The 23,036-nt window shown below is 73.2% G+C and carries 21 protein-coding genes; 13 read left to right on the plus strand and 8 right to left on the minus strand.

Translation table 11 applies throughout. The annotated features are described in order from the left end of the window. Window positions 1-8: 8 nt before the first annotated feature. Entirely contained in the window at window positions 9-1,118 is a 1,110-nt protein-coding gene (locus ACV7NM_RS18070) for an alpha/beta hydrolase (protein ID WP_463411230.1), read from the plus strand. 126 nt (window positions 1,119-1,244) lie between these two features. On the opposite strand, the gene ACV7NM_RS18075 is transcribed toward ACV7NM_RS18070, so the two are convergent. Beyond that, window positions 1,245-2,207, minus strand: a complete 963-nt coding sequence (locus ACV7NM_RS18075) for an ABC transporter ATP-binding protein (protein WP_463411231.1) — start codon at window positions 2,205-2,207, stop codon at window positions 1,245-1,247. Between the two features lie 170 nt (window positions 2,208-2,377). Between ACV7NM_RS18075 and ACV7NM_RS18080 the strand changes: the two genes are divergently transcribed. The 4 genes from ACV7NM_RS18080 (at window position 2,378) to ACV7NM_RS18095 (ending at window position 6,053) form a co-directional block, all read left to right on the plus strand. Then, window positions 2,378-3,109 (plus strand): ABC transporter permease, encoded by a 732-nt coding sequence (locus ACV7NM_RS18080; RefSeq protein WP_463411232.1) that lies wholly within the window; start codon window positions 2,378-2,380, stop codon window positions 3,107-3,109. A gap of 3 nt (window positions 3,110-3,112) precedes the next feature. After that, entirely contained in the window at window positions 3,113-3,784 is a 672-nt protein-coding gene (locus ACV7NM_RS18085; RefSeq protein ID WP_463411233.1) for an ABC transporter permease, read from the plus strand. 105 nt (window positions 3,785-3,889) lie between these two features. After that, window positions 3,890-4,879 carry an ABC transporter substrate-binding protein gene (locus ACV7NM_RS18090; protein ID WP_463411234.1) on the plus strand — a complete coding sequence of 330 codons (990 nt, stop codon included), beginning with the start codon at window positions 3,890-3,892 and terminating at the stop codon, window positions 4,877-4,879. A 112-nt stretch (window positions 4,880-4,991) separates the two neighbouring features. After that, entirely contained in the window at window positions 4,992-6,053 is a 1,062-nt protein-coding gene (locus ACV7NM_RS18095; RefSeq protein WP_463411235.1) for a hypothetical protein, read from the plus strand. Between the two features lie 44 nt (window positions 6,054-6,097). Here the strand turns inward: ACV7NM_RS18095 and ACV7NM_RS18100 are convergent, their stop codons facing one another. Then, a complete protein-coding gene (locus ACV7NM_RS18100) occupies window positions 6,098-6,313 on the minus strand; it encodes a hypothetical protein (RefSeq protein ID WP_463411236.1) in 216 nt (71 codons plus the stop codon). A 99-nt stretch (window positions 6,314-6,412) separates the two neighbouring features. Beyond that, the gene (locus tag ACV7NM_RS18105) at window positions 6,413-7,555 is read right to left on the minus strand and encodes an NADH-quinone oxidoreductase subunit D (RefSeq protein ID WP_463411237.1); all 1,143 of its coding nucleotides are present in this window, start codon (window positions 7,553-7,555) and stop codon (window positions 6,413-6,415) included. A 31-nt stretch (window positions 7,556-7,586) separates the two neighbouring features. Here ACV7NM_RS18105 and ACV7NM_RS18110 point away from each other — a divergent pair, with 31 nt between their 5' ends. From ACV7NM_RS18110 to ACV7NM_RS18120, 3 genes are all read left to right on the plus strand, one after another. Further along, complete coding sequence (locus ACV7NM_RS18110) at window positions 7,587-8,078, plus strand: PH domain-containing protein (RefSeq protein WP_463411238.1); 492 nt, start codon at window positions 7,587-7,589, stop codon at window positions 8,076-8,078. Beyond that, window positions 8,075-9,517 (plus strand): PH domain-containing protein, encoded by a 1,443-nt coding sequence (locus ACV7NM_RS18115; RefSeq protein WP_463411239.1) that lies wholly within the window; start codon window positions 8,075-8,077, stop codon window positions 9,515-9,517. Before ACV7NM_RS18110 ends, ACV7NM_RS18115 begins: the two co-directional genes overlap by 4 nt. A gap of 128 nt (window positions 9,518-9,645) precedes the next feature. Next, the gene (locus tag ACV7NM_RS18120; RefSeq protein ID WP_463411240.1) at window positions 9,646-10,119 is read left to right on the plus strand and encodes a carboxymuconolactone decarboxylase family protein; all 474 of its coding nucleotides are present in this window, start codon (window positions 9,646-9,648) and stop codon (window positions 10,117-10,119) included. Window positions 10,120-10,140: 21 nt separating this feature from the next. On the opposite strand, the gene ACV7NM_RS18125 is transcribed toward ACV7NM_RS18120, so the two are convergent. After that, window positions 10,141-10,818, minus strand: coding sequence for a response regulator transcription factor (locus ACV7NM_RS18125; protein WP_463411241.1), 678 nt, complete (start codon window positions 10,816-10,818; stop codon window positions 10,141-10,143). Window positions 10,819-10,827: 9 nt separating this feature from the next. Then, window positions 10,828-12,030: a sensor histidine kinase gene (locus tag ACV7NM_RS18130; RefSeq protein WP_463411242.1), complete on the minus strand. Its 1,203-nt coding sequence runs from the start codon at window positions 12,028-12,030 to the stop codon at window positions 10,828-10,830. A gap of 125 nt (window positions 12,031-12,155) precedes the next feature. Between ACV7NM_RS18130 and ACV7NM_RS18135 the strand changes: the two genes are divergently transcribed. Further along, window positions 12,156-13,184, plus strand: a complete 1,029-nt coding sequence (locus tag ACV7NM_RS18135; protein WP_463411243.1) for an SAM-dependent methyltransferase — start codon at window positions 12,156-12,158, stop codon at window positions 13,182-13,184. A gap of 81 nt (window positions 13,185-13,265) precedes the next feature. Here ACV7NM_RS18135 and ACV7NM_RS18140 read toward each other — a convergent pair whose 3' ends face one another. From ACV7NM_RS18140 to ACV7NM_RS18150, 3 genes are all read right to left on the minus strand, one after another. Beyond that, a complete protein-coding gene (locus ACV7NM_RS18140) occupies window positions 13,266-14,822 on the minus strand; it encodes a M28 family metallopeptidase (protein WP_463411244.1) in 1,557 nt (518 codons plus the stop codon). Window positions 14,823-15,043: 221 nt separating this feature from the next. Next, the gene (locus tag ACV7NM_RS18145; RefSeq protein ID WP_463411245.1) at window positions 15,044-16,168 is read right to left on the minus strand and encodes a DUF5937 family protein; all 1,125 of its coding nucleotides are present in this window, start codon (window positions 16,166-16,168) and stop codon (window positions 15,044-15,046) included. An 829-nt stretch (window positions 16,169-16,997) separates the two neighbouring features. Beyond that, the gene (locus tag ACV7NM_RS18150; protein ID WP_463411246.1) at window positions 16,998-18,122 is read right to left on the minus strand and encodes a threonine aldolase family protein; all 1,125 of its coding nucleotides are present in this window, start codon (window positions 18,120-18,122) and stop codon (window positions 16,998-17,000) included. A gap of 109 nt (window positions 18,123-18,231) precedes the next feature. Here ACV7NM_RS18150 and ACV7NM_RS18155 point away from each other — a divergent pair, with 109 nt between their 5' ends. From ACV7NM_RS18155 to nadC, 4 genes are read left to right on the plus strand one after another with little or no spacing between them, the layout of a single operon-like run. Further along, complete coding sequence (locus ACV7NM_RS18155; RefSeq protein WP_463411247.1) at window positions 18,232-19,302, plus strand: Rossmann-like and DUF2520 domain-containing protein; 1,071 nt, start codon at window positions 18,232-18,234, stop codon at window positions 19,300-19,302. Next, window positions 19,299-20,309, plus strand: a complete 1,011-nt coding sequence (gene panC, locus ACV7NM_RS18160; RefSeq protein WP_463411248.1) for a pantoate--beta-alanine ligase — start codon at window positions 19,299-19,301, stop codon at window positions 20,307-20,309. Before ACV7NM_RS18155 ends, panC begins: the two co-directional genes overlap by 4 nt. Further along, complete coding sequence (locus tag ACV7NM_RS18165; RefSeq protein ID WP_463411249.1) at window positions 20,306-22,048, plus strand: L-aspartate oxidase; 1,743 nt, start codon at window positions 20,306-20,308, stop codon at window positions 22,046-22,048. The genes panC and ACV7NM_RS18165 overlap by 4 nt, the downstream gene beginning before the upstream one ends. Further along, window positions 22,045-23,034 carry a carboxylating nicotinate-nucleotide diphosphorylase gene (gene nadC, locus ACV7NM_RS18170; RefSeq protein WP_463411250.1) on the plus strand — a complete coding sequence of 330 codons (990 nt, stop codon included), beginning with the start codon at window positions 22,045-22,047 and terminating at the stop codon, window positions 23,032-23,034. Before ACV7NM_RS18165 ends, nadC begins: the two co-directional genes overlap by 4 nt. The last annotated feature ends 2 nt before the right edge of the window (window positions 23,035-23,036 follow it).

Genomic DNA, 23,036 nt, shown 5'->3' on the forward strand with positions numbered 1-23,036 from the left:
GACTGCTCATGGGTCTCACCAGTAATACGGTTCTGGTCCTGGCCATCATCCTCGGTGTGCTGCTGTTCGCGGCCACTGTGTGGTTCTGGCCGCGGCTCGCGGGCCGCACCTGGCGTGCGTTGCTCGGCCGGATCGGCCTCCTGCTCGTGACCCAGCTCGCCGTGTTCTCGGCGGTCGGCCTGGCGGCGAACAAGTCCTTCCTCTTCTACGGTTCCTGGGCCGACCTGTTCGGCCAGCAGACGTCCATGGGCAAGGTCGTCGACCACTCGATGAGCAGCAGGGACATCAAGGTCGTCGACAAGCAGAGCCTGGACGTGCCGGGTGGTGCCAAGCCCCAGGTCGGCGGTCAGATCCTGAAGGTTGCCATAACCGGCCCCAAGTCGAAGATAACGAGCCCCGGGTACGTGTGGCTGCCGCCGGAGTACTTTCAGCCGCACTACAAGAACAAGAACTTCCCGGCCTCCGTCGTGTTGACGGGCTACCCGGGCACGGCCGAGAACCTGATCAAAGGGCTGAACTACCCCATGACGGCCTTCAAGCAGGCCAAAGCGGGCAAGATGCAGCCGATGATCCTGGTGATGCTGCGCCCCACGATCGCCCCTCCGCGTGACACGGAGTGCGTGGACATCCCGGGCGGCCCGCAGACCGAGACCTTCTTCGGGCAGGACCTGCCGCAGGCGATCCAGTCCACCTTCCGGGTGGGCAAGAAGCCGCAGAACATGGGCTTCGTCGGGAACTCCACGGGTGGCTACTGCGCGCTCAAGATCGCCGCGCACTACCCGCAGACCTTCGGCGCCGGCGTGGGCCTGTCCGCGTACTACCAGGCGGCCGACGACCCGACGACCGGTGACCTCTTCAAGGGCGACGACAAGTTGAGGAAGCGGGCCGACGTCCTGCACAGCGTCGACCACAAGAAGCCGACCGGCACCTCCTTCCTCGTCACGACCAGCGAGAAGGGCGAGGACAACCTGAACGACACCAAGAAGTTCATCAAGCTGGTCAAGGGCTCGGACCGGGTCTCCTCGATCGTGCTCGACAGCGGCGGCCACAACTTCAACACCTGGCGCCGCGAGATCACGCCGATGCTGGTGTGGCTGAGCGGTCGGATGCAGGCCTGACCCGGGCCTGACCCGGGCCGCCGGCGGGGACGCGGCGGATGTCGGGCGGGTCCGGCGGGTGGAAGCCAGGAGAGTGACGACCCCTGAGGGGCAGTCACTCTCCTTTTTCGTTCCCCGTTCGCGCGCTCACGCCTCCTGGAGGTGCGCCCGGCGCAGGGCCCGGTGCACGGCTTCCGGGGTCAGTACGCCGAGCAGCGCGCCGGAGTCCGGGTCCTCGACCCCGACCCGGCCGGAGTCCTCCTGGAGCAGCGCCGCGAGCGCCTCGCGCAGCGTGGCCCCCAGCGGTACGGCGACGGCCGGCGCGGCGCCGTCCGCCGGGGCGAGGTCGGTCGTGTCGACGGGGGTGACCGCGAGCCGTTTGAGGCCCCGGTCGGCGCCGACGAAGGAGGCCACGTACTCGGTGGCGGGCGCGGCCAGCACCACGGACGGGCGGGCGAACTGCTCGATGGTGCCCGTGCCGTAGACGGCGATGCGGTCGCCGAGCCGGATCGCCTCCTCCAGGTCGTGGGTGACCAGCAGGATCGTCTTGCGAACGGTGCGTTGGAGCTCCAGGAACTCGTTCTGGAGGCGTTCGCGCACCACCGGGTCCACCGCGCCGAAGGGCTCGTCCATCAGCAGCACCGGCGGGTCGGCGGCGAGCGCGCGGGCCACTCCGACGCGTTGGCGCTGGCCGCCGGACAACTGCTCGGGATACCGGTCGCCGTACACCGAGGGGTCCAAGCCCACGAGTTCGAGCAGCTCGGCGGCGCGGGCGCGGGCCTTGGTCTTCGGGGTGCCGACGAGCCGGGGCACGGTGGCCGTGTTCTCCAGCACCGTCTTGTGGGGGAACAGCCCGACCTGCTGGATGACGTAGCCGATGCGGCGGCGCAGCTCGACGGGGTCCGCGGTGGAGATGTCCTCACCGGCCAGCAGGATGCGGCCGGAGGTCGGCTCGATGAGCCGGTTGACCATCTTCATCGTGGTCGTCTTGCCGCAGCCGGAGGGGCCGACCAGCGTGACCAGCTCACCTTCCGCCACCTCGAAGGACAGGTCCTCGACGGCCGTGGTCCCGTCGGGGTAGCGCTTGGTCACATGCTCGAATCGGATCACCTCGCCATCTTTCCTCAACCCGGGGGCAACGTGTGTGAAGGGTGTGTTGCCTGACTGCGAAGGATTCCGGCCATTGTCGGTGCCGGGGGTTATGGTCGGTTCCGGCCTTGCCCTCGGGCAACGGCCCCTTGATCGAAAACGTGTGCGTTCGGTGAGAGGAGGTGAGTGGGGTGGACAAACGGAACTGTCTGGTCGCGAACGACTGGGTCTGCTGGGACTACGTCACCTCGCGCTCCCAGGAACTCGCCGACGCCACCGTCCAGCACGTGTGGATCACCGTCGTCTCGGTGCTGATCGGTATCGCCCTGTCGGTCCCGCTCGCGCTGCTGGCCCGCCGGGGCCGCCGCTGGGCGGCTCCCGTCCTCGGTCTGACCACCCTGCTCTACACGATCCCCTCGCTCGCGATGTTCTCGCTGCTGCTGCCCTTCTTCGGACTGTCGGCGGCGTTGGTGGTGACCGGCCTGGTGCTGTACTCGCTGACGATCCTGGTCCGCAACATGATGGCCGGTCTGGCCGCCGTGCCCGAGGACGTACGGGAAGCGGCGCGCGGGATGGGGTACGGACCGGGACGGCTGCTGTGGCAGGTCGAGCTGCCGCTGGCGCTGCCCGCGTTGCTGGCCGGGGTGCGGATCGCCACCGTGTCCACCGTGGCGCTGACGACCGTCGGCTCCATCGTGGGCAAGGGCGGCCTGGGCAACCTCATCGCCCCCGCCGTGAACAGTTCCTTCAAGGCGCAGGTGCTCACGGCCTCCGTATTGTGCGTGCTGCTCGCGCTGATGGCGGACCTGCTGCTGCTCGGCGTACAGCGGCTGCTCACGCCGTGGACCCGGGCGGCTCGGACGCCGCGCGGGGCCGCGACGTCGGACGTTCCCGTGGCCGCCGTCACGGTCGAGGGGGCCTGAGCCGTGGGCGTACTGGGCGGGGCGTGGGACTGGCTGACGGACGGCGCCAACTGGGCCGGGGAGAACGGCGTGTGGCACCGGCTCGGTGAGCACGTGTTCGTCAGCGGGATCGCGCTGGCCGTCGCCTGCGCGGTGGCGTTGCCGCTCGGGCTGTGGCTCGGCCATCTCGGCAAGGGCGGCGCCCTCGCGGTGAACGTGTCCAATGTGGGGCGAGCAGTCCCCGTCTTCGCGGTGCTGGCCCTGTTCATGGTGTCGCCGCTGCGCGGCGCCGGTTATCTGCCGACCGTCATCGCGCTGGTGCTGTTCGCGATCCCGCCGCTGCTGACCAACGCGTACGTGGGCATGCGCGAGGTGGACCGTTCGGTGGTGGAGGCGGCCCGGGGCATGGGGATGTCCGGGGGCCAGCTCTTCCTTCGGGTGGAACTGCCCCTGGCGCGGGGGCTGGTGATGACGGGGCTGCGCTCGGGCGCCGTCCAGGTCATCGCCACCGCCACGATCGCGGCGATGGTCGGCCAGGGGGGTCTGGGCCGGATCATCACCGCCGGGTTCAACACCTACAACACCGCGCAGGTGGTGGCGGGCGCCGTGCTCGTGGCGCTGCTGGCCCTGCTGGTGGAGGGGGCGCTGGTGGCGGCGGACCGGCTGCTTCCGCGCCACCCGTCGGCGGCCCGCTGACCGTCCCCGCCCGTTCCGACGGCCGCCTGGACGGCCGTTCAGTACGACTTCGATGTGTCGACTTCGATGTTTTCCGTCCGCCCCACCCCTTTGGAGGAGCACCACATGAGCAAGTCCCTGCACGTCCTCGGCGCGACGCTGGGTGCGGTCGCCCTGGCCGCATCGCTCACCGCGTGCGGCGGCGACAGCCTTGAGAAGTCGAAGGACGGTGGTTCGGCCTCGTCCTCTTCCTCCTCGGAGGGCGGCGCCAAGGGCAAGCTGGTGATCGGCGCGGCCGGCTTCACCGAGTCCAACGTGCTGGCGGAGCTGTACGCGCAGGTCCTGCGTGGCGCGGGCTACTCGACCTCCGTCACCACGGTCAACAACCGCGAGCTGTACGAGCCGTCGCTGGAGAAGGGCGAGATAGACGTCGTCCCGGAGTACGCGGCCACCCTCGCCGAGTTCCTGAACGCCAAGGTCAACGGCAAGGACGCGCCGAAGGACAAGCCGGTCGCGTCGAGCGACGCCACGGCGACGGTGGCGGCGCTGGAGAAGCTCGCGACGCCGCTGGGCCTCAAGGTCCTGCCGGTGGGTTCGGCGGTCGACCAGAACGCTTTCGCGGTGACGAAGGAATTCGCCGCCAAGAACAACCTCAAGTCCCTTTCCGATCTTGGTAAGTCGGGACTCAAGGTGAAGATCGCGGCCGGCGACGAATGCGCCGTCCGTCCCTTCTGCCGTCCGGGGCTGGAGAAGACATACGGAATTGCGGTCTCCGGTATTGACCCGAAGGGTGTCGGCACCCCGCAGGCCAAGCAGGCCGTCAAGGACGGCGAGGACCAACTCGTGCTGACCACGACCACCGACGCCACGCTCGACAGCTACGGCCTGGTCCTGCTGGAGGACGACAAGAAGCTCCAGAACGCCGACAACGTCCTGCCGGTCGTCAACGCCAAGGACGCCGGTGCTCCGGAGGTCGCGGCGGCGCTCGCCGGGCTCACCAAGACGCTGACGACCGCCGACCTCGTCGAGCTCAACCGGAAGGTGGACGCGGAGCGCGCGAAGGCCGCCGATGTCGCCAAGGCGTACCTGGAATCCAAGGGTCTGCTCAAGAAGTAGCCCCGTACGGAGATCAGTTACGCGTTTGATGCGGAAATGACGGGTAACCGCCTGGTAAGAGATTGCCGGGCGGCTACCCCACATCCCGCCTTCGCCCTGTAAATTTCAGGCCATGCCCCGTGGACGCCACCGCAATCCAGAACCTCTGCACCGTCTGCTCACGCCGTCTGCCGTCGCCGGTGTTTCCGTGGCCGGTGCCGGCGCGGCCTGGCTGCTCGCGGAACCGGTGGCGCTGCGCCTGCTCGTGGCCCTCACGGCCGCCGCGGGTGTCGCCGGCGCCGTCGTCATGCGCTCCTGGGACCGCTCGGCCGGCCGCCGGGTGGCGGAACTCGCTCGCGAGCGGGTCAAGGACGAGTGGAAGACGGAAGAGCGGATAGCCGAGCTCGAATCCGATCTAGAGGAAGCCCGCGTGCTGCGCGCCAAGCTCGACACGAAGCTGCGCGCCAAGCGGGTCGAACTGGCGGGCCTGCGCGGCGAACACGCCGCGCTGCTGCGCCGGTACGCGACCGCCGAAACGGAGCGCGCCGGCGCCCTGGAGCGGCGCAGGTTGCTCGCCATCGAGGCGGCCGCGGGAGCGGCCGGCCCGAAGGAACTCCCGGCGGTGTCGCAGGAGCGCACCGGCAGCGGCGCGCCCACGGCCGTCGGGTACGCCCGCGCCAACGCGGCGATGGCCGCGCTGGTGCGCAAGGCGGAGCGGCGGGCCGCGGTTTCGGGCGCCCCGGGTGGCGCGACCGGACCCGGGGCCGCCGGTCCGGCGGCCGAGAGCGGGGCGCACGGCCGTACGACGGCCGCGGGCGACGCGGGAGCGGCGGCCGAGGCGGGGGTTTCCGCCGCACAGCTTCCGGCCCGGCGCCTCGCGGCAGCGGTGGCCCCGTACTCGCCACCGAGGCGTTCCGCTTCCCGCGTCGAGGGCGGCTTCGACTTCTTCGGCACCAAGACCGCCGCGCAGGCCCGTGCCGTGATCGAGTCCGTACAGAACGAGGACCTCGCGGACGTCGTCGGCGCGGAGGCCCTCGCGGTGCACAAGGCGGAGTCGGCCGGACAAGGCGAGGCCGAACCGGAGTTCAAGGCGCCCACCGCCGAACAGCGCGCGGTGGGTCAGGTCATCGACCTCACGGCCCACGACGAGACCGAGCCGGTCGACGTGGGGCGCCTGCGCACCGCGATCTCGTAGGCCCCGGACCGCTGCCCGGTCGGACCCGGCTGGACACAGCCGGGTCAGAACAGCGGCAGTTGTCCCGGGTGCGGGCCCAGGGTGAAGCCGTCCAGGGTGGGCGCCGAGGCGCCGAGGATCACCCGGGCGCGGGAGCCGGGACAGGACACCAGCTCGCCGCGCCCCCGGCCGTCGGGCGGGTCGTGGCGGGCGATCCGCCCGGCCGTCACGGCGCAGTCGCGGCCGCAGGCGGGACAGGCCCGCCGGGGGGAGTGGGACATGCCCCCAGTCTGCACCCCGCCACCGACACCGCTCCGTCGCCCCGGTCCGCCTCAGGCACGTCAAGCCGCCTCGGGCACGTCGGCCCGCCTCGGGCCGGGCTACTTGTCGATGTCGCCGACCACGAAGAACAGCGAGCCGAGGATCGCCACCATGTCCGCGACCAACTGCCCGGGGAGCAGCACCGCCAGCGCCTGGATGTTGTTGAAGGAGGCCGAACGCAGCTTGAGCCGGTACGGGGTCTTCTCGCCCTTCGAGACGAGGTAGTAGCCGTTGATGCCGAGGGGGTTCTCGGTCCAGGCGTACGTGCTCCCCTCGGGCGCCTTCAAGACCTTCGGCAGGCGCTGGTTGACCGGCCCGGGCGCCAGCTCCGCCATCCGGTCCAGGCAGGCCTCGGCGAGGTCGAGGGCGTTGTGCGTCTGGTCGAGCAGGACCTCGAAGCGCGCCAGGCAGTCACCCTCGGTGCGGGTGATCACCTTGAGGACGTCTTGGAGCTCGCCGTAGGCCAGGTACGGCTCGTCGCGGCGCAGGTCGAAGTCGACGCCGGAGGCGCGGGCGATCGGGCCGGAGACCCCGTACGCGTGCACGGCCTCCGCCGTGAGCACGCCCACCCCGCGCGTGCGACCGCGGAAGATCTCGTTGCCGTGGACCAGCTTGTCGTAGACGTCCATGCGGGTACGGACGTCGGCGACGGCGGCGCGGGCCCGGCCGAGCCAGCCGGCCGGCAGGTCCTCCTTGAGGCCGCCGACCCGGTTGAACATGTAGTGCATCCGGCCGCCGGAGATCTCCTCCATGACGGCCTGGAGCTCCTCGCGCTCACGGAACGCGTGGAAGATCGGAGTGATTCCGCCCAGTTCGAGCGGGTACGACCCGAGGAACATCAGGTGGTTCAGGACCCGGTTCAGCTCGGCGAGCAGGGTCCGCATCCACACGGCCCGCTCGGGGACCTCCATGCCCAGCATCCGTTCGACGGCCATGACCACGCCGAGCTCGTTCGAGAACGCGGACAGCCAGTCGTGGCGGTTGGCCAGCATCACGATCTGCCGGTAGTCCCGGGCCTCGAAGAGCTTCTCGGCGCCCCGGTGCATGTAGCCGACCACCGGCTCGGCGCTGACGATGCGCTCGCCGTCCAGGACGAGGCGCAGGCGCAGGACGCCGTGCGTGGAAGGGTGCTGCGGTCCGATGTTGAGCACCATGTCGGTGCTCTCCGCCGCTCCGCCGATGCCGACCGTGGTCTCCGTCATGGCCGCATTGTCTCAGCCCTACGCTGTGCGCATGGAAACCGGGACAACGGGTGGGACGAGCCTCCCCGACTGGGTGGGACTGCCGGGCGGCCTGCTCAGGCTGCGCCGATTGCTGCTGGCGTTCTGGGCACTGCTCCTCGCCGCGGTGACCGGCGTCGTGCTGTCGCTGGCGGCCGGTCCGGCGTGGGCGGTCTGCGGGGCGCTGTGGCTCGTGGCGTCGGCGTGGGGCTGGGTGCTGCTCGGGCGGAACTGGCGGTCGTGGCGGTATGCGGAGCGGGCCGATGACCTGCTGATCAGCCGGGGGGTGCTGTGGCAGGCCCAGACGGTGGTGCCGTACGGGCGGATGCAGCTGGTGGAGGTGACCTCGGGGCCGCTGGAGCGGCGCTTCGGGCTGGCCTCCGTACAGCTGCACACGGCCGCCGCGGCGACCGACGCGAAGATCCCCGGGCTGGCGCCGGGGGAGGCCGAGCGGTTGCGCGACCGGCTGACCGAGCTGGGCGAGGCAAGGTCGGCGGGCCTGTGAGCCCGACGGGTGGGGACGGCACCGACGGCACCGACGGCGCCGGGGTCGCCGGGGCTCCGGGGGCGGCCGGGCTCGCGAAGGCCGTGGGCGGCGTGCCGGGGGTGGTGGGGGTTCCCACCGCTTCGGGGACCGCGACCGCGGCGGTGTCCGCGTACGAGCGGCGGCTGCACCCGCTGACCCCGCTGCTGCGCGCCTGGGTGCCGATGGCGGCGATCATCGGCGTGCTCGCGCAGCAGGGCGACCGCGCCGAGGAGTGGATCACGGAGCTGCCCGTGTCGTTCCGCTTCCTGGCCCTCGTCGCCCTGCTCCTGGTCTTCGGTACGTACGGCCTGCTGAGCTGGTGGTTCACCCACTACGCCGTCACCGACACCGAGCTGCGCATCCGCAGCGGGCTGCTCTTTCGCCGCACCGCCCACATCCGGCTCGACCGGGTCCAGGCGGTGGACGTCACCCGGCCGCTGCTGGCCCGTCTCGCCGGGGTCGCGAAGCTGCGGATCGATGTCATCGGTACCGACGACAAGGACGAGTTGGCGTACCTGGCCGAGAGGGACGCCGCCGCGCTGCGCGCCGAACTCCTGGCGCGTGCGGCGGGGTTCGCCCCGGCCGAGGCGGTCACGCTCGGCGAGGCGCCGGAGCGCGCGCTGCTGCGGGTGGGGCCGCGCGAGCTGGTGGCCTCGCTGCTGTTGAGCCTGGGGGTGCTCGCCGCGGTCGTCGGCGGGCTGCTGGTACCTGTGGTGGTGTGGTGGTTCAGCGCCAACCCCTGGGCGGCAGCGGCCGCGTTGCTGCCGCTGCTGGGCTGGGCCTGGAGCAGCAGCGCGGGCCGGTTCCTCACCGAGTACGACTGGACGGTCGCGGAGTCCCCCGACGGGTTGCGGCTCGACCACGGCCTGGCGGACCGGGTGCACGAGACGGTGCCGCCGGGCCGGGTGCAGACCGTACGGATCGTCGAGCCGCTGCTGTGGCGGTGGCGCGGTTGGGTGCGGGTGGAGCTGGCCGTGGCGGGCTCGAAGAACGACGTCCTGGTGCCGGTGGCCGCGCGGGCCGCCGCGTACGAGGTCATCGCGCGGGTGCTGCCGGGCGTCGACCTCGCGGCCCTGCGCTTCGCCCCCGCCCCGAGGTCCGGCGGGCGGTGGGTGGTCCCGGTGTGGTGGAGGGGCTACGGCGTGGCCGTCTCCGAGGGGGTGTTCGCCGCCCGGCGGGGGCTCCTGTGCCGCCGTACGGAGATCGTCCCGCACGCCAAGGTCCAGAGCGTCCGGCTCACCCGGGGGCCGTGGAAGCGATTCCACGGCGTGGCCGACGTACACGTCGACACCGGGGCCAACCACACGGTGACGGCCCGCCTCCGGCCGGCGCCGGAGGCCACCGCCCTTCTCCACACCCAGGCGGACCGCTCCCGCACCTCCCGCGCGTCGGCCCGCCCGGACCGCTGGATGACCTGACGGCCCCGCGGCAGCGCCGGCCCGGCCCGACCGACGGGGTCAGTGACGTACGTCACACCCGAAACCGTCACATCGGGACGGGCCGGCCCGTCATCGCTGTGTAACGACGGAACAGCGAAGGAGGCGCCATGAGTGCCCGTTTGGACATCTTCGGCAACGCGACCGCAGGCCGGTTCCTCAAGCACCTGGGCTCGGCCGGCAAGGCGCTCAACGACGCGGGGCTGCCCGCCCCGACGCAGGAACTGGTGAAGATCCGCGCGAGCCAGATCAACGGTTGCGGGGCCTGCACCGACATGCACATCAAGGACGCCGCCGCCGCCGGTGAGACGTCGCTGCGCTTGAACCTGGTCGCGGTGTGGCGGGAGGCAACGGTCTTCACCGAGGCCGAGCGGGCGGCGCTGGAACTGGCCGAGCAGGGGACCCGCACCGCGGACGCGGCCGGTGGCGTCACGGACGAGGCGTGGGCGAACGCCGCCAAGCACTACGACGAGGAGCAACTCGTCGCCCTCGTGTCGCTGATCGCCCTCATCAACGCCTACAACCGGCTGAACGTCATCGTGCGGCAGCCCGCCGGCGACTACCAGCCCGGCCAGTTCGGATAGCCGGGAGAAGCCTCCCGCCGGTCAGGCCGGCGGGGGGCTGCCCGCGCGGACCAAGCCGGATTCGTAGGCGAGGACGACCACTTGGACGCGGTCGCGCAGGCCCAGCTTCGTGAGGATGCGGCCCACGTGCGTCTTCACCGTCGCCTCCGACAGGACCAGCCGGGCCGCGATCTCACCGTTCGACAGGCCCTGCGCCACCAGCAACATCACCTCCCGCTCCCGCTCCGTCAGCCGCTCGATCTCCTTGTTGCCCGGCTCCTGCGAGGTCGACGGCAGCATCGGCGCGAACCGGTCCAGCAGCCGCCGCGTCGTCGACGGCGCCACCACCGCGTCGCCGCTGTGCACCGAGCGGATCGCGGCCAGCAGCTCCGCCGGCGGGACGTCCTTGAGCATGAAGCCGCTCGCGCCCGCCTTGAGGCCCGAGAAGGCGTACTCGTCCAGGTCGAAGGTGGTCAGGATGATCACCTTCGGGTGCTCCTCGGGCTCACAGATGCGCCGCGTCGCCTCGACCCCGTCGAGCCTCGGCATCCGGACGTCCATCAGCACCACGTCCACCTTGGTGGCCCGCAGCACCTCCAGCGCCTCCAGGCCGTCACCGGCCTCGGCGACGACCTCCATGTCCGGCTGGGCGGCGAGCACCATCCGGAAGCCCGTGCGCAGCAGCACCTGGTCGTCGACGAGCATCACGCGGATGGACATCAGTTACCTCTACCTCTTCTTGAGTGGGAGGAGCGCGCTGATCCGGAAGCCGCCGCCCGGCCGTGGGCCGGCCTCCAGCGTGCCCCCGACCATACCGATGCGCTCCCGCATGCCGATCAGTCCGTGCCCGGCGCCGTCGGCGCCGCCGTCCTCGTACAGTTCGTGGGCCGCGCCCCGCCCGTCGTCCTCGACCAACAGGCCAAGCCCGTCGTCGAAGTAGACCAGCCGGACGCTCGCCCTCGCCTCCGGGCCCCCGTGCTTGCGCGTATTGGTCAGCGCCTCCTGCACGATCCGGTACGCCGTCAGCTCCACCCCGCTGGGCAGCCGCCGCGGCGCGCCCTCGACCGCGAAGTCCACGTCCAGCCCGGCCGTGCGCACCTGCTCGACCAGGACCTCGATCTGCTCGACGTCCGGCTGGGGCACGTAGTCCTCGGACTCCTGCGGTTCGCCGGTGCGCAGCACGCCCAGCAGCCGCCGCATCTCGGCCAACGCCTGGCGGCCGGTGCCCGAGATGGTCTGGAGCGCCTCCTTGGCCTGTTCCGGTGCCACGTCCATGACGTACGCGGCGCCGTCCGCCTGGACCACCATCACCGAGACGTTGTGCGCGACGACGTCGTGCAGCTCCCGGGCGATCCGGGCGCGCTCGGCGGCGACGGCCACCTTCGCCTGCGCCTCGCGCTCCTTCTCCAACCGCTGGTTCCGCTCGACGAGCTGCGCGTAGTAGGCGCGGCGGGTGCGCAGGGAGTCGCCCAGCACCCAGGCCAGGGCGAAGGGGACAACGGCGAAGAGGGTGAACAGGAAGTTGTCGCCGGCGTTGCCCTTGTCGATGTGGAAACGCAGGGCGTACAGGGGCGAGGCGGTCAGTCCGAGGGCGAACGCGAAGCGGGACAGCCGGCGCGAGATCTCACCCGAGGCGGCCACGGTGTAGAGGATCACCAGCATCCCGAAGTCGCCGTTGTGCACGTCGACCCCGGCGGCCAGCTGGTAGACGCCCGTGCCCACGGCCAGCCAGAACATCTGCGGGGTCCATTTGCGGCGCAGTGCGATGACGAGGCCCATCGCGAGCACCGAGGGGACGATCAGCAGCCGCTCGCCGGTGCTGTGGTGGTCGGCGGACGCCAGGTCCAGCAGCGCGATCCCGCACAGGAGGACGGCCCAGAAGCTGTCGACCCCTGTCGGGTGTCTGCGGAGGAAATCGTAGAGGCGCTGCACGTAACCCAGCGTAGGCAAAGGAGATAGGTGCGGGAGTCAACCACAGGGGCGATCCGTGCGAAGGGGACGTACTCCCCAAGGTGGAGGGTGAGCCCCGGGTGGAGGGTGAGCTTAGCCTGTGGGGGATGAGCTCTCAGGGTGAAGGGGTCGGGCCGGTCCGGTGGCGGACGGCCATGGAGGCCGCGCTGTACGGACCGGGCGGCTTCTACGTGGACCCCCGCGGCCCCGGCCCCGCCGGGCACTTCCGTACCTCCGTGCACGCCTCCCCGCTCTACGCGGGCGCCGTGGCCCGGCTCCTCCTCGCGGTGGACGAGGCCCTCGGCCGCCCCGAGGGGCTGGACCTGGTCGACGTGGGGGCGGGGCGCGGGGAACTCGTGACCGGGGTGCTCGCCGCCCTGCCCGCGGCGACGGCGGCGCGGGTGCGTCCGTACGCCGTGGAGCGCGCGGGCCGACCCGAGGCGCTGGACCCCCGCGTCCGCTGGGTCGCGGCGCCGCCCCCCGGGACGACCGGGTTGCTGTTCGCCAACGAGTGGCTGGACAACGTACCGCTGGAGCTCGCCGAAGACGGGCGGTACGTCCTGGTGGCGCCCGACGGTACGGAGAGCCCGGGCGGCCCGCTGGAGGCCCGGGACCGCGCCTGGCTGGACCGGTGGTGGCCGGCCCCGGGCCGGGCGGAGATCGGCCGCCCGCGCGACGAGGCCTGGGCGGCGGCCGTCGCCACCCTCGACCGGGGCCTGGCGGTGGCGGTGGACTACGCGCACACCCGTGAGGCCCGGCCGCCGTACGGCACCTTGACCGGATTCCGCGGGGGCCGCGAGGTCCCGCCGGTCCCGGACGGCAGCTGTGACATCACCGCGCACGTCGCCCTGGACGCCTGCGCGGGGCCGGACGCGGCGCTGCTCACGCAACGGGAGGCGCTGGCCGCCCTCGGCGTCTCGGGAGCCCGCCCGCCGCTGACGCTGGCGTCGACGGATCCGGCGGGGTACGTGCGCGCCCTCGCCTCGGCGGGGGAGGCGGCCGAACTCACCGCGCGCGGCGGCCTCGGGGACTTCGGGTGGCTGGTGCAGCCGGTGGGCCTGGACGGCGCGGACGGCACGAGGGGTTGGGACGGCCTCGAAGGACTGGCCGGCCCGGGGGCGCTCCGGCCGGGCTGAGCCGTGTGGCGGGGGCGGCGCCGTGCGGCCGGGGCGGCGCCGGGTGGCGCCGGCCCCGGCCGGGGCGCCGGGCTGCTCCGTCTACTCCGTCACACCGTGGTCGTGGCCCTCGCGCAGGCCGCCGCCGCTACCGCCCGCGCCGCCGCCCGCGGGCGCGGGGACGACCGGCCGAGCGAGCGGGGCCAGGTCATAGGCGTAGTGGCCGACCGCGTTCGCGATGACGTCGACGTTGATGTCGAGCGCCTTGCGGTCGATGTTGGCGATGGTGTCGCCCTTGCCGTGGTAGTTCACGTCGTAGGCCACGCCCGCCTGGCCGCCGAACTTCACCGCCTGCGCGGCGGTCTTGATGCCCTCGGCGCCCGTGTCCGTGCCCCCGGACGGAATCCCGGCCTCGATGAACGGCCCGTAGTCCGAGCGGCCGGTGAAGTCCGAGCCCTCGTGCGGGACCTTCCGCTCGTCGAGGAAGTCGGTGATGCCCTTCTCCAACTGGGCCGACCCCTCGGGCCCCGGACCGGAGCCGACCTTGTCCGAGTCGTCGCCGTCGTAGACGAAATAGGCGGCGTTCGGCGAGGCGATCATGTCGAAGTTCAGGTAGAGCCGGATCTGCTTCTTCTGGGCGTCGGTCAGGCCGCCCACGTACGCCTCGGAGCCGAGCAGGCCGAACTCCTCCGCCGACCACCAGGCGAACTTGACCTTGTTCTTGATCTTCTTCTGGCTGCTCGCGAGGCGCTGCGCGACCTGGAGGATGCCGGCCGAGCCGGAGCCGTTGTCGTTGATGCCGGGTCCGGCCGCGACCGAGTCGAGGTGGGCGCCGAGGAAGACGGTGTTGTTCTCGTCGCCGCCGGTGGTCTCGGCGATCACGTTGTACGTCGTGCGGTTCTCGCGCAGCTCGCGGAGGTCCAGGGTGACCTCGACCGGTCCCGCCGCGGCCTCGGCGGCGAGCTTCTCGCCCTCCGCCTGGCCGACGCCGCCCGTGGGGACCTTGCCCGCGTCGGCGGCTCCCAGGGTGCCGTTGAGGGCGCCTTCGGTGTTGTTGTAGATGATCGCGCCGACCGCGCCGGCCGCCGCGGCGTTGGCCTGCTTGACGGCGAAGGCGCAGCCGCCGCGCTTGACCAGCGCGATGCGTCCGGTGAAGGCGCCGGCGGCGAAGTCGGCCGGCTCGCAGCCGGTCGTGCCGTCCGTGTCGACGGGGACGACGGCGAGCCGCGCCGTGACACCGTCGGCCGGACCGCTCGCGGTGTACGTCATCAGCTTGATCGGGACGTCGCGCGGGGCGGCGCCGCTCACCTTCAGCGTTTCGGCGATCGTCTCGACGTACACGAAGTCGAAGGCGTTCCTCGTGACCTTGTACCCGGCCGCCTTCATCACGGCTTCCACGTACCGGGCGGACTGCACGTGGCCCTTGGAACCGGCCACGCGGGTGCCGTTGTTGTAATCGGCGATCGATTGGAGGACCTTCAGATGGTTCTCGGCGCCCTTGCCCGTCGCCTCCTTGACCAGCTTCCTCGCCAGCGCGTCGCCCTGGGCGGCGTCGCTCTGCGGGCTGCTGGCACCGGCGGGGCCGGCGAGCAGCAACGGGGAGGCCAGGGCAAGTGCGGTCAGGGCGGCGGTGGCTGCGGCTATACGGCGTGAGGGCATGGAGGTCCTTTCACGGCAACAGGTACAGGCAGGCTGGGGTGGGGCGGGTCGGGCGGCCTGGGCAGGTTGGGGCCGGGCCGGACGGGCGCGGGGAGGCCGGACGGTGGACGCACGGTAAGCAGCGAAGCGCCCCTGTCGCCAGGCCTTTCACTGCTTCCGGTGTGTGGAATCCGGATACCGGTGCGTACGCGCCGTCGTTTTCCGGCCACCGTCCGATCGGGTCAGCGCAGGAGGCCCTCGATGAAGTCCGAGCCGATACGGGCAACCACGGCGAGATCCAACTGGTGCTGCACGTAACGCCCTTGGCGACGGGTGTGCAGGAGGCCGGCCTTCTTGAGCGCGGCGAGGTGACGGGAGACCTCGGGGGCGGATATGCGGCAGACGGCCGCCAACTCGCCGGTGGTGTGAGGCGCCCTGGCCAGGCTGCGGCACAACTGCATCCGCATCGGGTGCGCGAGGGCGTCCATGCGGAGTCGGAGCAGCTCCACCGAACCGGGGACGGAGGCCGGTTCCGGCGAACCGAGGGGGTAGTGGACCACGGGACGCCAGCCGGGGGCGTGCAGGACCATGAGGTGGGGCCGGCCGAAGTTGGTGGGGACGAAGACCAGGCCCGCGCCGACGCGGGCGTCGGTGGCGGTGGTGGAGCCGTCCACCATCTTGTCGGCGGTGATGGTGGACCCGGCCGCGTCCACGCTGAGCGCCGCCGAGACCTCCCGGAGGACGGCGGGCAGACCCTTGTGGCGCAGCACCTCCGTCTTGTGCCGGGCGTCGGCGGCCTGCTGGGGGCCGGTCCTCTTCCAGGTCTCGGCGAAGAACGCCTCGTCGCAGTCCTCCAGGAGGCGGCGAAGCCAAACGCGGACGGCGGCGGTGTCGTCCAGCAGCCGCAGCGCGAACCGCAACTGCGCCGGTCCGCGGGCGGCCGCGGCCTCCAGGACCCTGGCGCGGGATGCGGGGTCCTTGAGGGGGGAGGGCGCGCCGTCCTCGTCGTAGAGCGCGAGCCGGCAGTGTTCCAGGGCCGCCGTCACGAAGCGCTCGTCGTCGAGGTCGTCGAGTACGTCGAGTTCCTCGGGCAGGGTCGCGGCGGGCAGGCCGGCGCCGCCGGGGATACCGGCGAAGGGCATGAAGATGTCGGAGAAGGAGCTGCGCCAGAGGAAATCGGCTTCCAGGAGCCGGTCGGCGAGGCAGGGGTCGAGGGAGGCGGCGGTGGCGGAGGCCCAGGAGACGAGGTGGGGGTGATGGGCGGGCTGGGAGAGCGCGTGCAGGGCCATGCAGAGCTCCGCGAGGGGGGAGGCCGCGAAGCGGATGCGCTCCGCGGGGAGCCCGGCGATGTCGATGGTGACGCTCATCGCCCCATTCTCACGGCCACCCCCCAGCCCCGTCCCCCGCACCGGTCCGTCCGAGCGACGCCCCCACCGGGCGGGGCCCGCCCGGGCCTTGCGCCTCAATCGCCGGCGGGGCTGGGTTTGGCTCCGCCCCGGGGCGGGTGCGCGCCGACGCCCGGCCCGGGCACCGGCCCAGGCGTGGCGCCGCGGGGGCGCGCCCCGGCCCCGCACCGCGGGTGACCGCTGCGCGGAGCCTTCCCCTACCCGCCCTGCCCCCGTTCCCCGGCCTCCGCCCGGCCCCGCGCCTCGATCGCCGGCGGGGCTGGGGTGGCGGGCTCTGCCCGGGCCTGCGCCTCGATCGCCGGCGGGGCTGGGTTTGAGCTCCACCCGGGTCTTGCCTGCCGGTGGGGCATGTCCGGCTCAGCCGGGGCCGGGGTGGGGCATGTTCAGCTTCGCCGGCGTTTGAGGCGCGGGGGTCCGGGGGCTGGTCCCCGGCTGCGGCGCCGCGCGTGGGTGCGGTGGGGTCCGGGTCGGCAGGTCCGGGTTTGTGGCGGGGTGGGGCATGTTCAGCCTCGCCGGCGTTTGAGGCGCGGGGGTCCGGGGGCTGGTCCCCGGCTGCGGCGCCGCACGCGGGCACGGCGGGGGGCCGGGCCGGCCTTGGCCCTCGGCTACGCCGCGCGTGCGTGTGGCGGGGGTCCCCGGCCGTGGCACCGCACCCCGGGCACGGCGGAGGCCCGAGGGGCTCGGGCGGGTACGGCCCCGCCCGGCCACGGTTCCCCGGGCCCTGGGGAACCCGGGTACGGCCCCGCCCCGGCTGCGGGGGCCCGGGGAAGCGGGTACGGCCCGCCGGGGGCTACAGGCGGGCGGTGAACTCCCCGACCGCCTCGCGGACGTCCGCCGGGGTCCAGGACAGGCCCGGGGCGGTGATCTCCAGTTCCGTCAGGGACACCCCCGGCGGCCCCCCGGGGGCCCAGCGGCGGAACAGGACGCGGCCCGTCTCCTCCGCCTGCCGCAGGCCCGCCTCCGTCAGCCGGTCCGGCTCGTACGGCAGCCACACCTGGAACTGGTGCGTGTGCGGCACCTCCGGATGCACCCGGGCCCACGGCACCCCCGCCTCCGCGAAGCCCTCCCGCAGCGCCGCCGCGACCACCCGCGCCTGAGCCACGTACGACGGCAGCTCCGGCAGCACCCGCTCCAGTCCGGCCAGGCCCGACAGGGCCTGCGGGAACTGCCGGAAGATCTGGCCCCCGTACCGGTGCCGCCACACCCTGGCCTCGGCGATCAGCGATGAGGGACCCGCCAACGCCGCCCCGCTCAGCCCCCCGAGCGACTTGTACAGGGACACGTACACCGAGTCGGCCAGCCCGGCGATCTCCGACAGCGGGCGCCCGAAGTGCACCGTGGACTCCCACAGCCGGGCCCCGTCGAAGTGCACCACCGCGTCCCGCTCCCGCCCCGCCTCCACCAGCGCGACGAGCTCCTCCCAGCTCGGCAGCAGGAAGCCCGCCTCCCGCAGCGGGAGCTCCAGCATCAGCGTGCCGAACGGCTCCGGCAGCTCCGTGACCTCCTGGGCCGTCGGCTGCCGGGCCTCCCGCGTCGGGTACACCGTCCGCAGCCCCGACACCACCGACAGCGCGCCGTCCTCCCACAGCTCCGGGTGGCTCATCGGGTGCAGGGCCACCACCGGGTTCCCGGTCCGCCCCGCCCAGCACCGCAGCGCGACCTGCTGCGCCATCGTCCCGCTGGGGAAGAACGCCGCGTCCTCCATGCCCAGCAGCTCCGCGATGCGCCGCTCCAGCCGGGCCACCACCCCGTCGCCGTACACGTCGGCGCCCTCGTCCGGGTCGCTCTCCGCCTGTCCCGGCAGGGTCGCCAGCAGTTCGCCCAGCGTCGGCTCCAGCAGGCTCCGGGCCAGGACCCGGTCGGCCCCCCGCCACGCCGCCACCAGCCGCTTCGTCCGCTCCTCGTCATCCGTCATGCCCTGATCATCGCCCGGCCGCCGTCGGACCGGCCGACACGCCCAGGGGCTAGCATGGCGGCGTATCGTCCGGTACCCCCCGCGGACTGGAACGGAAGGCATTGCCCGCGTGAACGCACCCCATCAGACGGAGCCCCGGGATCCGTCCGACCGCCCTGCCCGGCTCGCCGTGGGCGTCGTCGGCGCCGGCCGCGTCGGCCCCGCGCTGGCCCGCGCCCTCCAGCAGGCCGGACACCGTCCCGTCGCCGTCTCCGGTGTCTCCGACGCCTCCCGCCGCCGGGCCGCCCGGATGCTCCCGGACGTCCCGCTCGTCCCGGCCGAGCAGGTCCTCGAACACGCCGACCTGGTGCTCCTCACCGTCCCGGACGACACCCTGCCCGCCTTGGTGGAGGGCCTCGCCGAGACGGGCGCGATCCGCCCGGGCCAGCTCCTCGTCCACACCTCCGGGCGCTACGGGACCGCCGTGCTGGACCCCGCCCGCCGCGCCGGCGCCCTCCCCCTGGCCCTGCATCCCGCGATGACCTTCACCGGTACCGAGGTCGACGTGCAGCGCCTGGCCGGCTGCTCCTTCGGCGTGACCGCCCCCGACGAACTGCGGCTCGCCGCCGAGGCCCTGGTCATCGAGATGGGCGGGGAACCGGAGTGGATCGCGGAGGAGAACCGTCCGCTCTACCACGCGGCCCTCGCCCTCGGTGCGAACCACCTGGTCACCCTGGTCGCCCAGGCGATGGAGCTGCTGGGGAAGGCCGGTGTGGAGCACCCCGACCGGATGCTCGGCCCGCTCCTGGGCGCGGCGCTCGACAACGCCCTGCGCTCCGGTGACTCCGCCCTCACCGGCCCGGTCGCCCGCGGGGACGCCGGTACGGTCGCCGCGCACCTCGCGGAGCTGCGCGAGCACGCCCCCGCGGCCGTCCCCGGCTACCTCGCGATGGCCCGCACCACCGCCGACCGCGCCCTCGCGCACGGTCTGCTGAAGGCGGAGCTCGCCGAGGACCTGCTCGGCGCCCTCGCCGGGACCGAGACGGAAGCCCGCCCCGGGACCGAGACCGACGCCCGTCCCGGCGCCGACCCGGTGACCGGCCCGCGACCCGATCCCGGCCCGCGAACCGGTCCCGATCCCGACGGCGACCCCGATACCGACCCCGACCCGGAAACCGACCCCGAGGGCGACGGCCGATGACCGAGCACCCGCTGCTGCTGAACACCGCCGACGCGCTGCACCGCCTCCCGCGCACCGGCCGCCGCGCCGTCGTCATGACCATGGGCGCCCTGCACGACGGCCACGCCACCTTGGTCCGTACGGCCCGGGACCTCGCCGGCCCCACCGGCCAGGTCGTGGTCACCGTCTTCGTCAACCCCCTCCAGTTCGGGGCGAACGAGGACCTCGACCGCTACCCCCGCACCCTCGACGCCGACCTGGAGATCGCCCGGGCGGCGGGCGCGGACGCCGTGTTCGCCCCGGCCGTCGACGAGGTCTATCCCGGCGGCGACCCCCAGGTGCGGATCAGCGCCGGCCCCATGGGCGGCCGCCTCGAAGGGGCCACCCGCCCGGGCCACTTCGACGGCATGCTCACCGTCGTCGCCAAGCTGCTCCACCTCACCCGCCCCGACCTGGCCCTCTTCGGCCAGAAGGACGCGCAGCAGCTCGCCCTGATCCGGCGGATGGTCACCGACCTCAACTTCGCGGTCGACGTGGTGGGCGTGCCCACCGTCCGCGAGGAGGACGGCCTGGCCCTGTCCTCGCGCAACCGCTACCTCTCCGCCACCGAGCGCCGCACGGCCCTGGCCCTGTCCCGCGCCCTGTTCGCGGGACGCGACCGGCTCGCCGCGCAGGCCGCGCTGCGCGCCCGCGCCGTCGCCTCCCCGGCCAGCGACCAGCGGGCCACCGCCCTGGCCCGGCTCGGCGAGATCCGCGCCTCGGCGGACGCGCACGCCGTCTCGGTGGCGGTCTCCGCCGCCGGAGCGGGTCTGCCCGACGCCGTACGGGCGGCCGCCCGGCACGTCCTGGAGGAGGCCGGTCGCCAGGAGCCGCCGCTGGCCCTGGACTACCTGGCGTTGGTGGACCCGCAGGACTTCACCGAGGTCGGCCCCGACTTCACCGGTCAGGCCGTCCTGGCCGTCGCCGCGAAGGTGGGCACGACCCGGCTGATCGACAACATCCCATTGGAGTTCGGAGCACACACGTGAGCACCCCAGGCACAGGCACCGCCGGCACCGGCATACGGCTGCACGCCCCCGCTCCCGGCTGGGCCGTCGACGCCGACGTCGTGGTCGTCGGCTCGGGCGTGGCGGGCCTGACGGTGGCGCTGCGCTGCGCCGCCGCCGGCCGCCGTACGGTCGTGGTCACCAAGGCCCGGCTCGACGACGGCTCCACCCGCTGGGCGCAGGGCGGCATCGCGGCCGCCCTCGGCGAGGGCGACACCCCCGAGCAGCACCTGGACGACACCCTGGTGGCCGGCGCGGGCCTGTGCGACGAGGCGGCCGTACGGCTGCTGGTCACCGAGGGCCCCGACGCCGTACGCCGCCTCATCGAGACCGGCGCCGTCTTCGACACCTCCGCCGAGACGGGCGAGATCGAGCTGACCCGCGAGGGCGGCCACCACCGCCGCCGGATCGCGCACGCGGGCGGCGACGCGACGGGCGCGGAGATCTCCCGGGCCCTGGTCGAGGCCGTCCAGGCGGCCGGCATCCGTACCGTCGAGAACGCGCTCGTACTGGACCTCCTCCAGGACGCCGAAGGCCGTACGGCCGGCGTCACCCTGCACGTCATGGGCGAGGGCCAGCACGACGGCGTCGGCGCCGTCCACGCCCCGGCCGTGATCCTCGCGACCGGCGGCATGGGCCAGGTCTTCTCCGCCACCACCAACCCGTCCGTCTCCACGGGGGACGGTGTGGCCCTCGCGCTCCGGGCCGGCGCGGAGGTCTCCGACCTGGAGTTCGTGCAGTTCCACCCGACGGTGCTGTTCCTCGGGCCGGACGCCGAGGGCCAACAGCCGCTGGTGTCGGAGGCGGTCCGCGGCGAAGGCGCCCACCTCGTCGACGCCGACGGGGTGCGCTTCATGCTGGGGCAGCACGAGTTGGCGGAGCTCGCACCGCGCGACATCGTCGCCAAGGGCATCACGCGCCGCATGCAGGAGCAGGGCACCGGCCACATGTTCCTGGACGCCCGGCACTTCGGCGCCGAGATGTGGGAGCAGCGCTTCCCCACCATCCTCGCCGCCTGCCGCGCCCACGGCATCGACCCGGTGACCGAGCCGATCCCGGTCGCGCCCGCCGCCCACTACGCGTCCGGCGGAGTACGCACCGACCTGCACGGCCGCACCACCGTCCCCGGCCTGTACGCCTGCGGTGAGGTCGCCTGCACCGGTGTGCACGGCGCGAACCGCCTCGCCTCCAACTCCCTGCTGGAGGGCCTGGTCTTCGCCGAGCGCATCGCCGAGGACATCGTCGCCCACCCGCCGGCCGTGGGCGGCCCGGTCGTTCCCGTCCCCTCCACCGGCCCGCTCCAGCCCGCCGGGGCGCGCTACGAGGTCCAGCGCATCATGACGGACGGCGCGGGCGTCCTGCGCTCCGCCGACTCCCTCGCCGGGGCCGCCGCCGCGCTGGAAGACCTGTACGCCGCCGCGCTGAACGACCTGGAGGCGCACGGGAAGACCGCCGAACCGGGCGTCGACACCTGGGAGGCCACCAACTTGCTGTGCGTGGCCCGGGTCCTGGTCGCCGCCGCCCTGCGGCGCGAGGAGACCCGCGGCTGCCACTGGCGCGAGGACCGCCCCGACCGCGACGACGCCAACTGGCGGCGCCACCTCGTCGTACGGCTCTCGGCGACCGAGAGGCGGGCCCTGGTCGTCACCCCCACCGACTCCGCGGACTTCCCGTCCGTACGGCACCCCCTCATCTCCGACAGCATGGAGCAGTCAGCGTGAGCACGCACGAGCACGACCACCAGCACGAAGAACTCCCCCTCCTCGACCGGTCGGAGGGCGGTTGCGGCGACGACTGTGCCTGCGGTGACGGCGAGGAGTCCGGCCTCGACCCGGCGCTGGCCCAGCTGTTGACCGACGCGGGCCTGGACCCGATCGAGGTCGAGGACATCGCGCACATGGCGCTGTCCGAGGACCTCGACGGCGGGGTCGACGTCACCACCGTCGCCACCGTGCCCGAAGAGGCCGAGGCCGTCGCGGACTTCGTCGCCCGCGAGGACGGCGTCGTGGCCGGTCTGCGCGTCGCCGAGGCCGTGTTCTCGATGGTGTGCACCGAGGCGTTCGAGGTGGAGCGGCACGCCGAGGACGGCGACACCGTCAAGGCCGGGCAGGTGCTGCTGTCCGTACGCTCCCGTACCCGCGACCTGCTGACCGCCGAGCGCAGCGCCCTGAACATCCTGTGCAGGATGTCGGGCATCGCGACCGCCACCCGCCGCTGGGCCGACGTCCTGGAGGGCACGACCGCCAAGGTCCGCGACACCCGCAAGACCACGCCGGGCCTGCGCGCGCTGGAGAAGTACGCGGTCCGCTGCGGCGGCGGCGTCAACCACCGCATGTCCCTGTCGGACGCGGCCCTGGTCAAGGACAACCACGTCGTCGCGGCGGGCGGTGTCGCGCAGGCGTTCACGGCCGTCCGCGAGGCCTTCCCGGAGGTTCCGATCGAGGTCGAGGTCGACACGCTGGAGCAGATCGGCGAGGTCCTGGAAGCCGGCGCGGACCTGATCCTCCTCGACAACTTCACGGTGGCCCAGACGGCCGAGGCGGTCGCCCTCGTCGCCGGCCGCGCCACCCTGGAGTCCTCGGGCCGGCTCACCCTGGACACCGCCCGCGACTACGCCCTCACCGGCGTGGACTACCTCGCGGTCGGCGCGCTGACCCACTCCTCGCCGATCCTCGACATCGGCCTCGATCTGCGCGAGGCGGTGTAACC

The organism is Streptomyces sp. Tek67B01 (genome assembly GCF_055231995.1).

Bases quoted from the DNA above. Each gene is read 5' to 3' on its own strand.
- ACV7NM_RS18070 (WP_463411230.1), top strand. From the start codon at position 9: ATGGGTCTCACCAGTAATACGGTTCTGGTCCTGGCCATCATCCTCGGT.
- ACV7NM_RS18090 (WP_463411234.1), top strand. From the start codon at position 3,890: ATGAGCAAGTCCCTGCACGTCCTCGGCGCGACGCTGGGTGCGGTCGCC.
- ACV7NM_RS18095 (WP_463411235.1), top strand. From the start codon at position 4,992: ATGCCCCGTGGACGCCACCGCAATCCAGAACCTCTGCACCGTCTGCTC.
- ACV7NM_RS18100 (WP_463411236.1), bottom strand. From the start codon at position 6,313: ATGTCCCACTCCCCCCGGCGGGCCTGTCCCGCCTGCGGCCGCGACTGC.
- ACV7NM_RS18105 (WP_463411237.1), bottom strand. From the start codon at position 7,555: ATGACGGAGACCACGGTCGGCATCGGCGGAGCGGCGGAGAGCACCGAC.
- ACV7NM_RS18110 (WP_463411238.1), top strand. From the start codon at position 7,587: ATGGAAACCGGGACAACGGGTGGGACGAGCCTCCCCGACTGGGTGGGA.
- ACV7NM_RS18120 (WP_463411240.1), top strand. From the start codon at position 9,646: ATGAGTGCCCGTTTGGACATCTTCGGCAACGCGACCGCAGGCCGGTTC.
- ACV7NM_RS18125 (WP_463411241.1), bottom strand. From the start codon at position 10,818: ATGTCCATCCGCGTGATGCTCGTCGACGACCAGGTGCTGCTGCGCACG.
- ACV7NM_RS18135 (WP_463411243.1), top strand. From the start codon at position 12,156: ATGAGCTCTCAGGGTGAAGGGGTCGGGCCGGTCCGGTGGCGGACGGCC.
- ACV7NM_RS18140 (WP_463411244.1), bottom strand. From the start codon at position 14,822: ATGCCCTCACGCCGTATAGCCGCAGCCACCGCCGCCCTGACCGCACTT.
- ACV7NM_RS18145 (WP_463411245.1), bottom strand. From the start codon at position 16,168: ATGAGCGTCACCATCGACATCGCCGGGCTCCCCGCGGAGCGCATCCGC.
- ACV7NM_RS18150 (WP_463411246.1), bottom strand. From the start codon at position 18,122: ATGACGGATGACGAGGAGCGGACGAAGCGGCTGGTGGCGGCGTGGCGG.
- panC (WP_463411248.1), top strand. From the start codon at position 19,299: ATGACCGAGCACCCGCTGCTGCTGAACACCGCCGACGCGCTGCACCGC.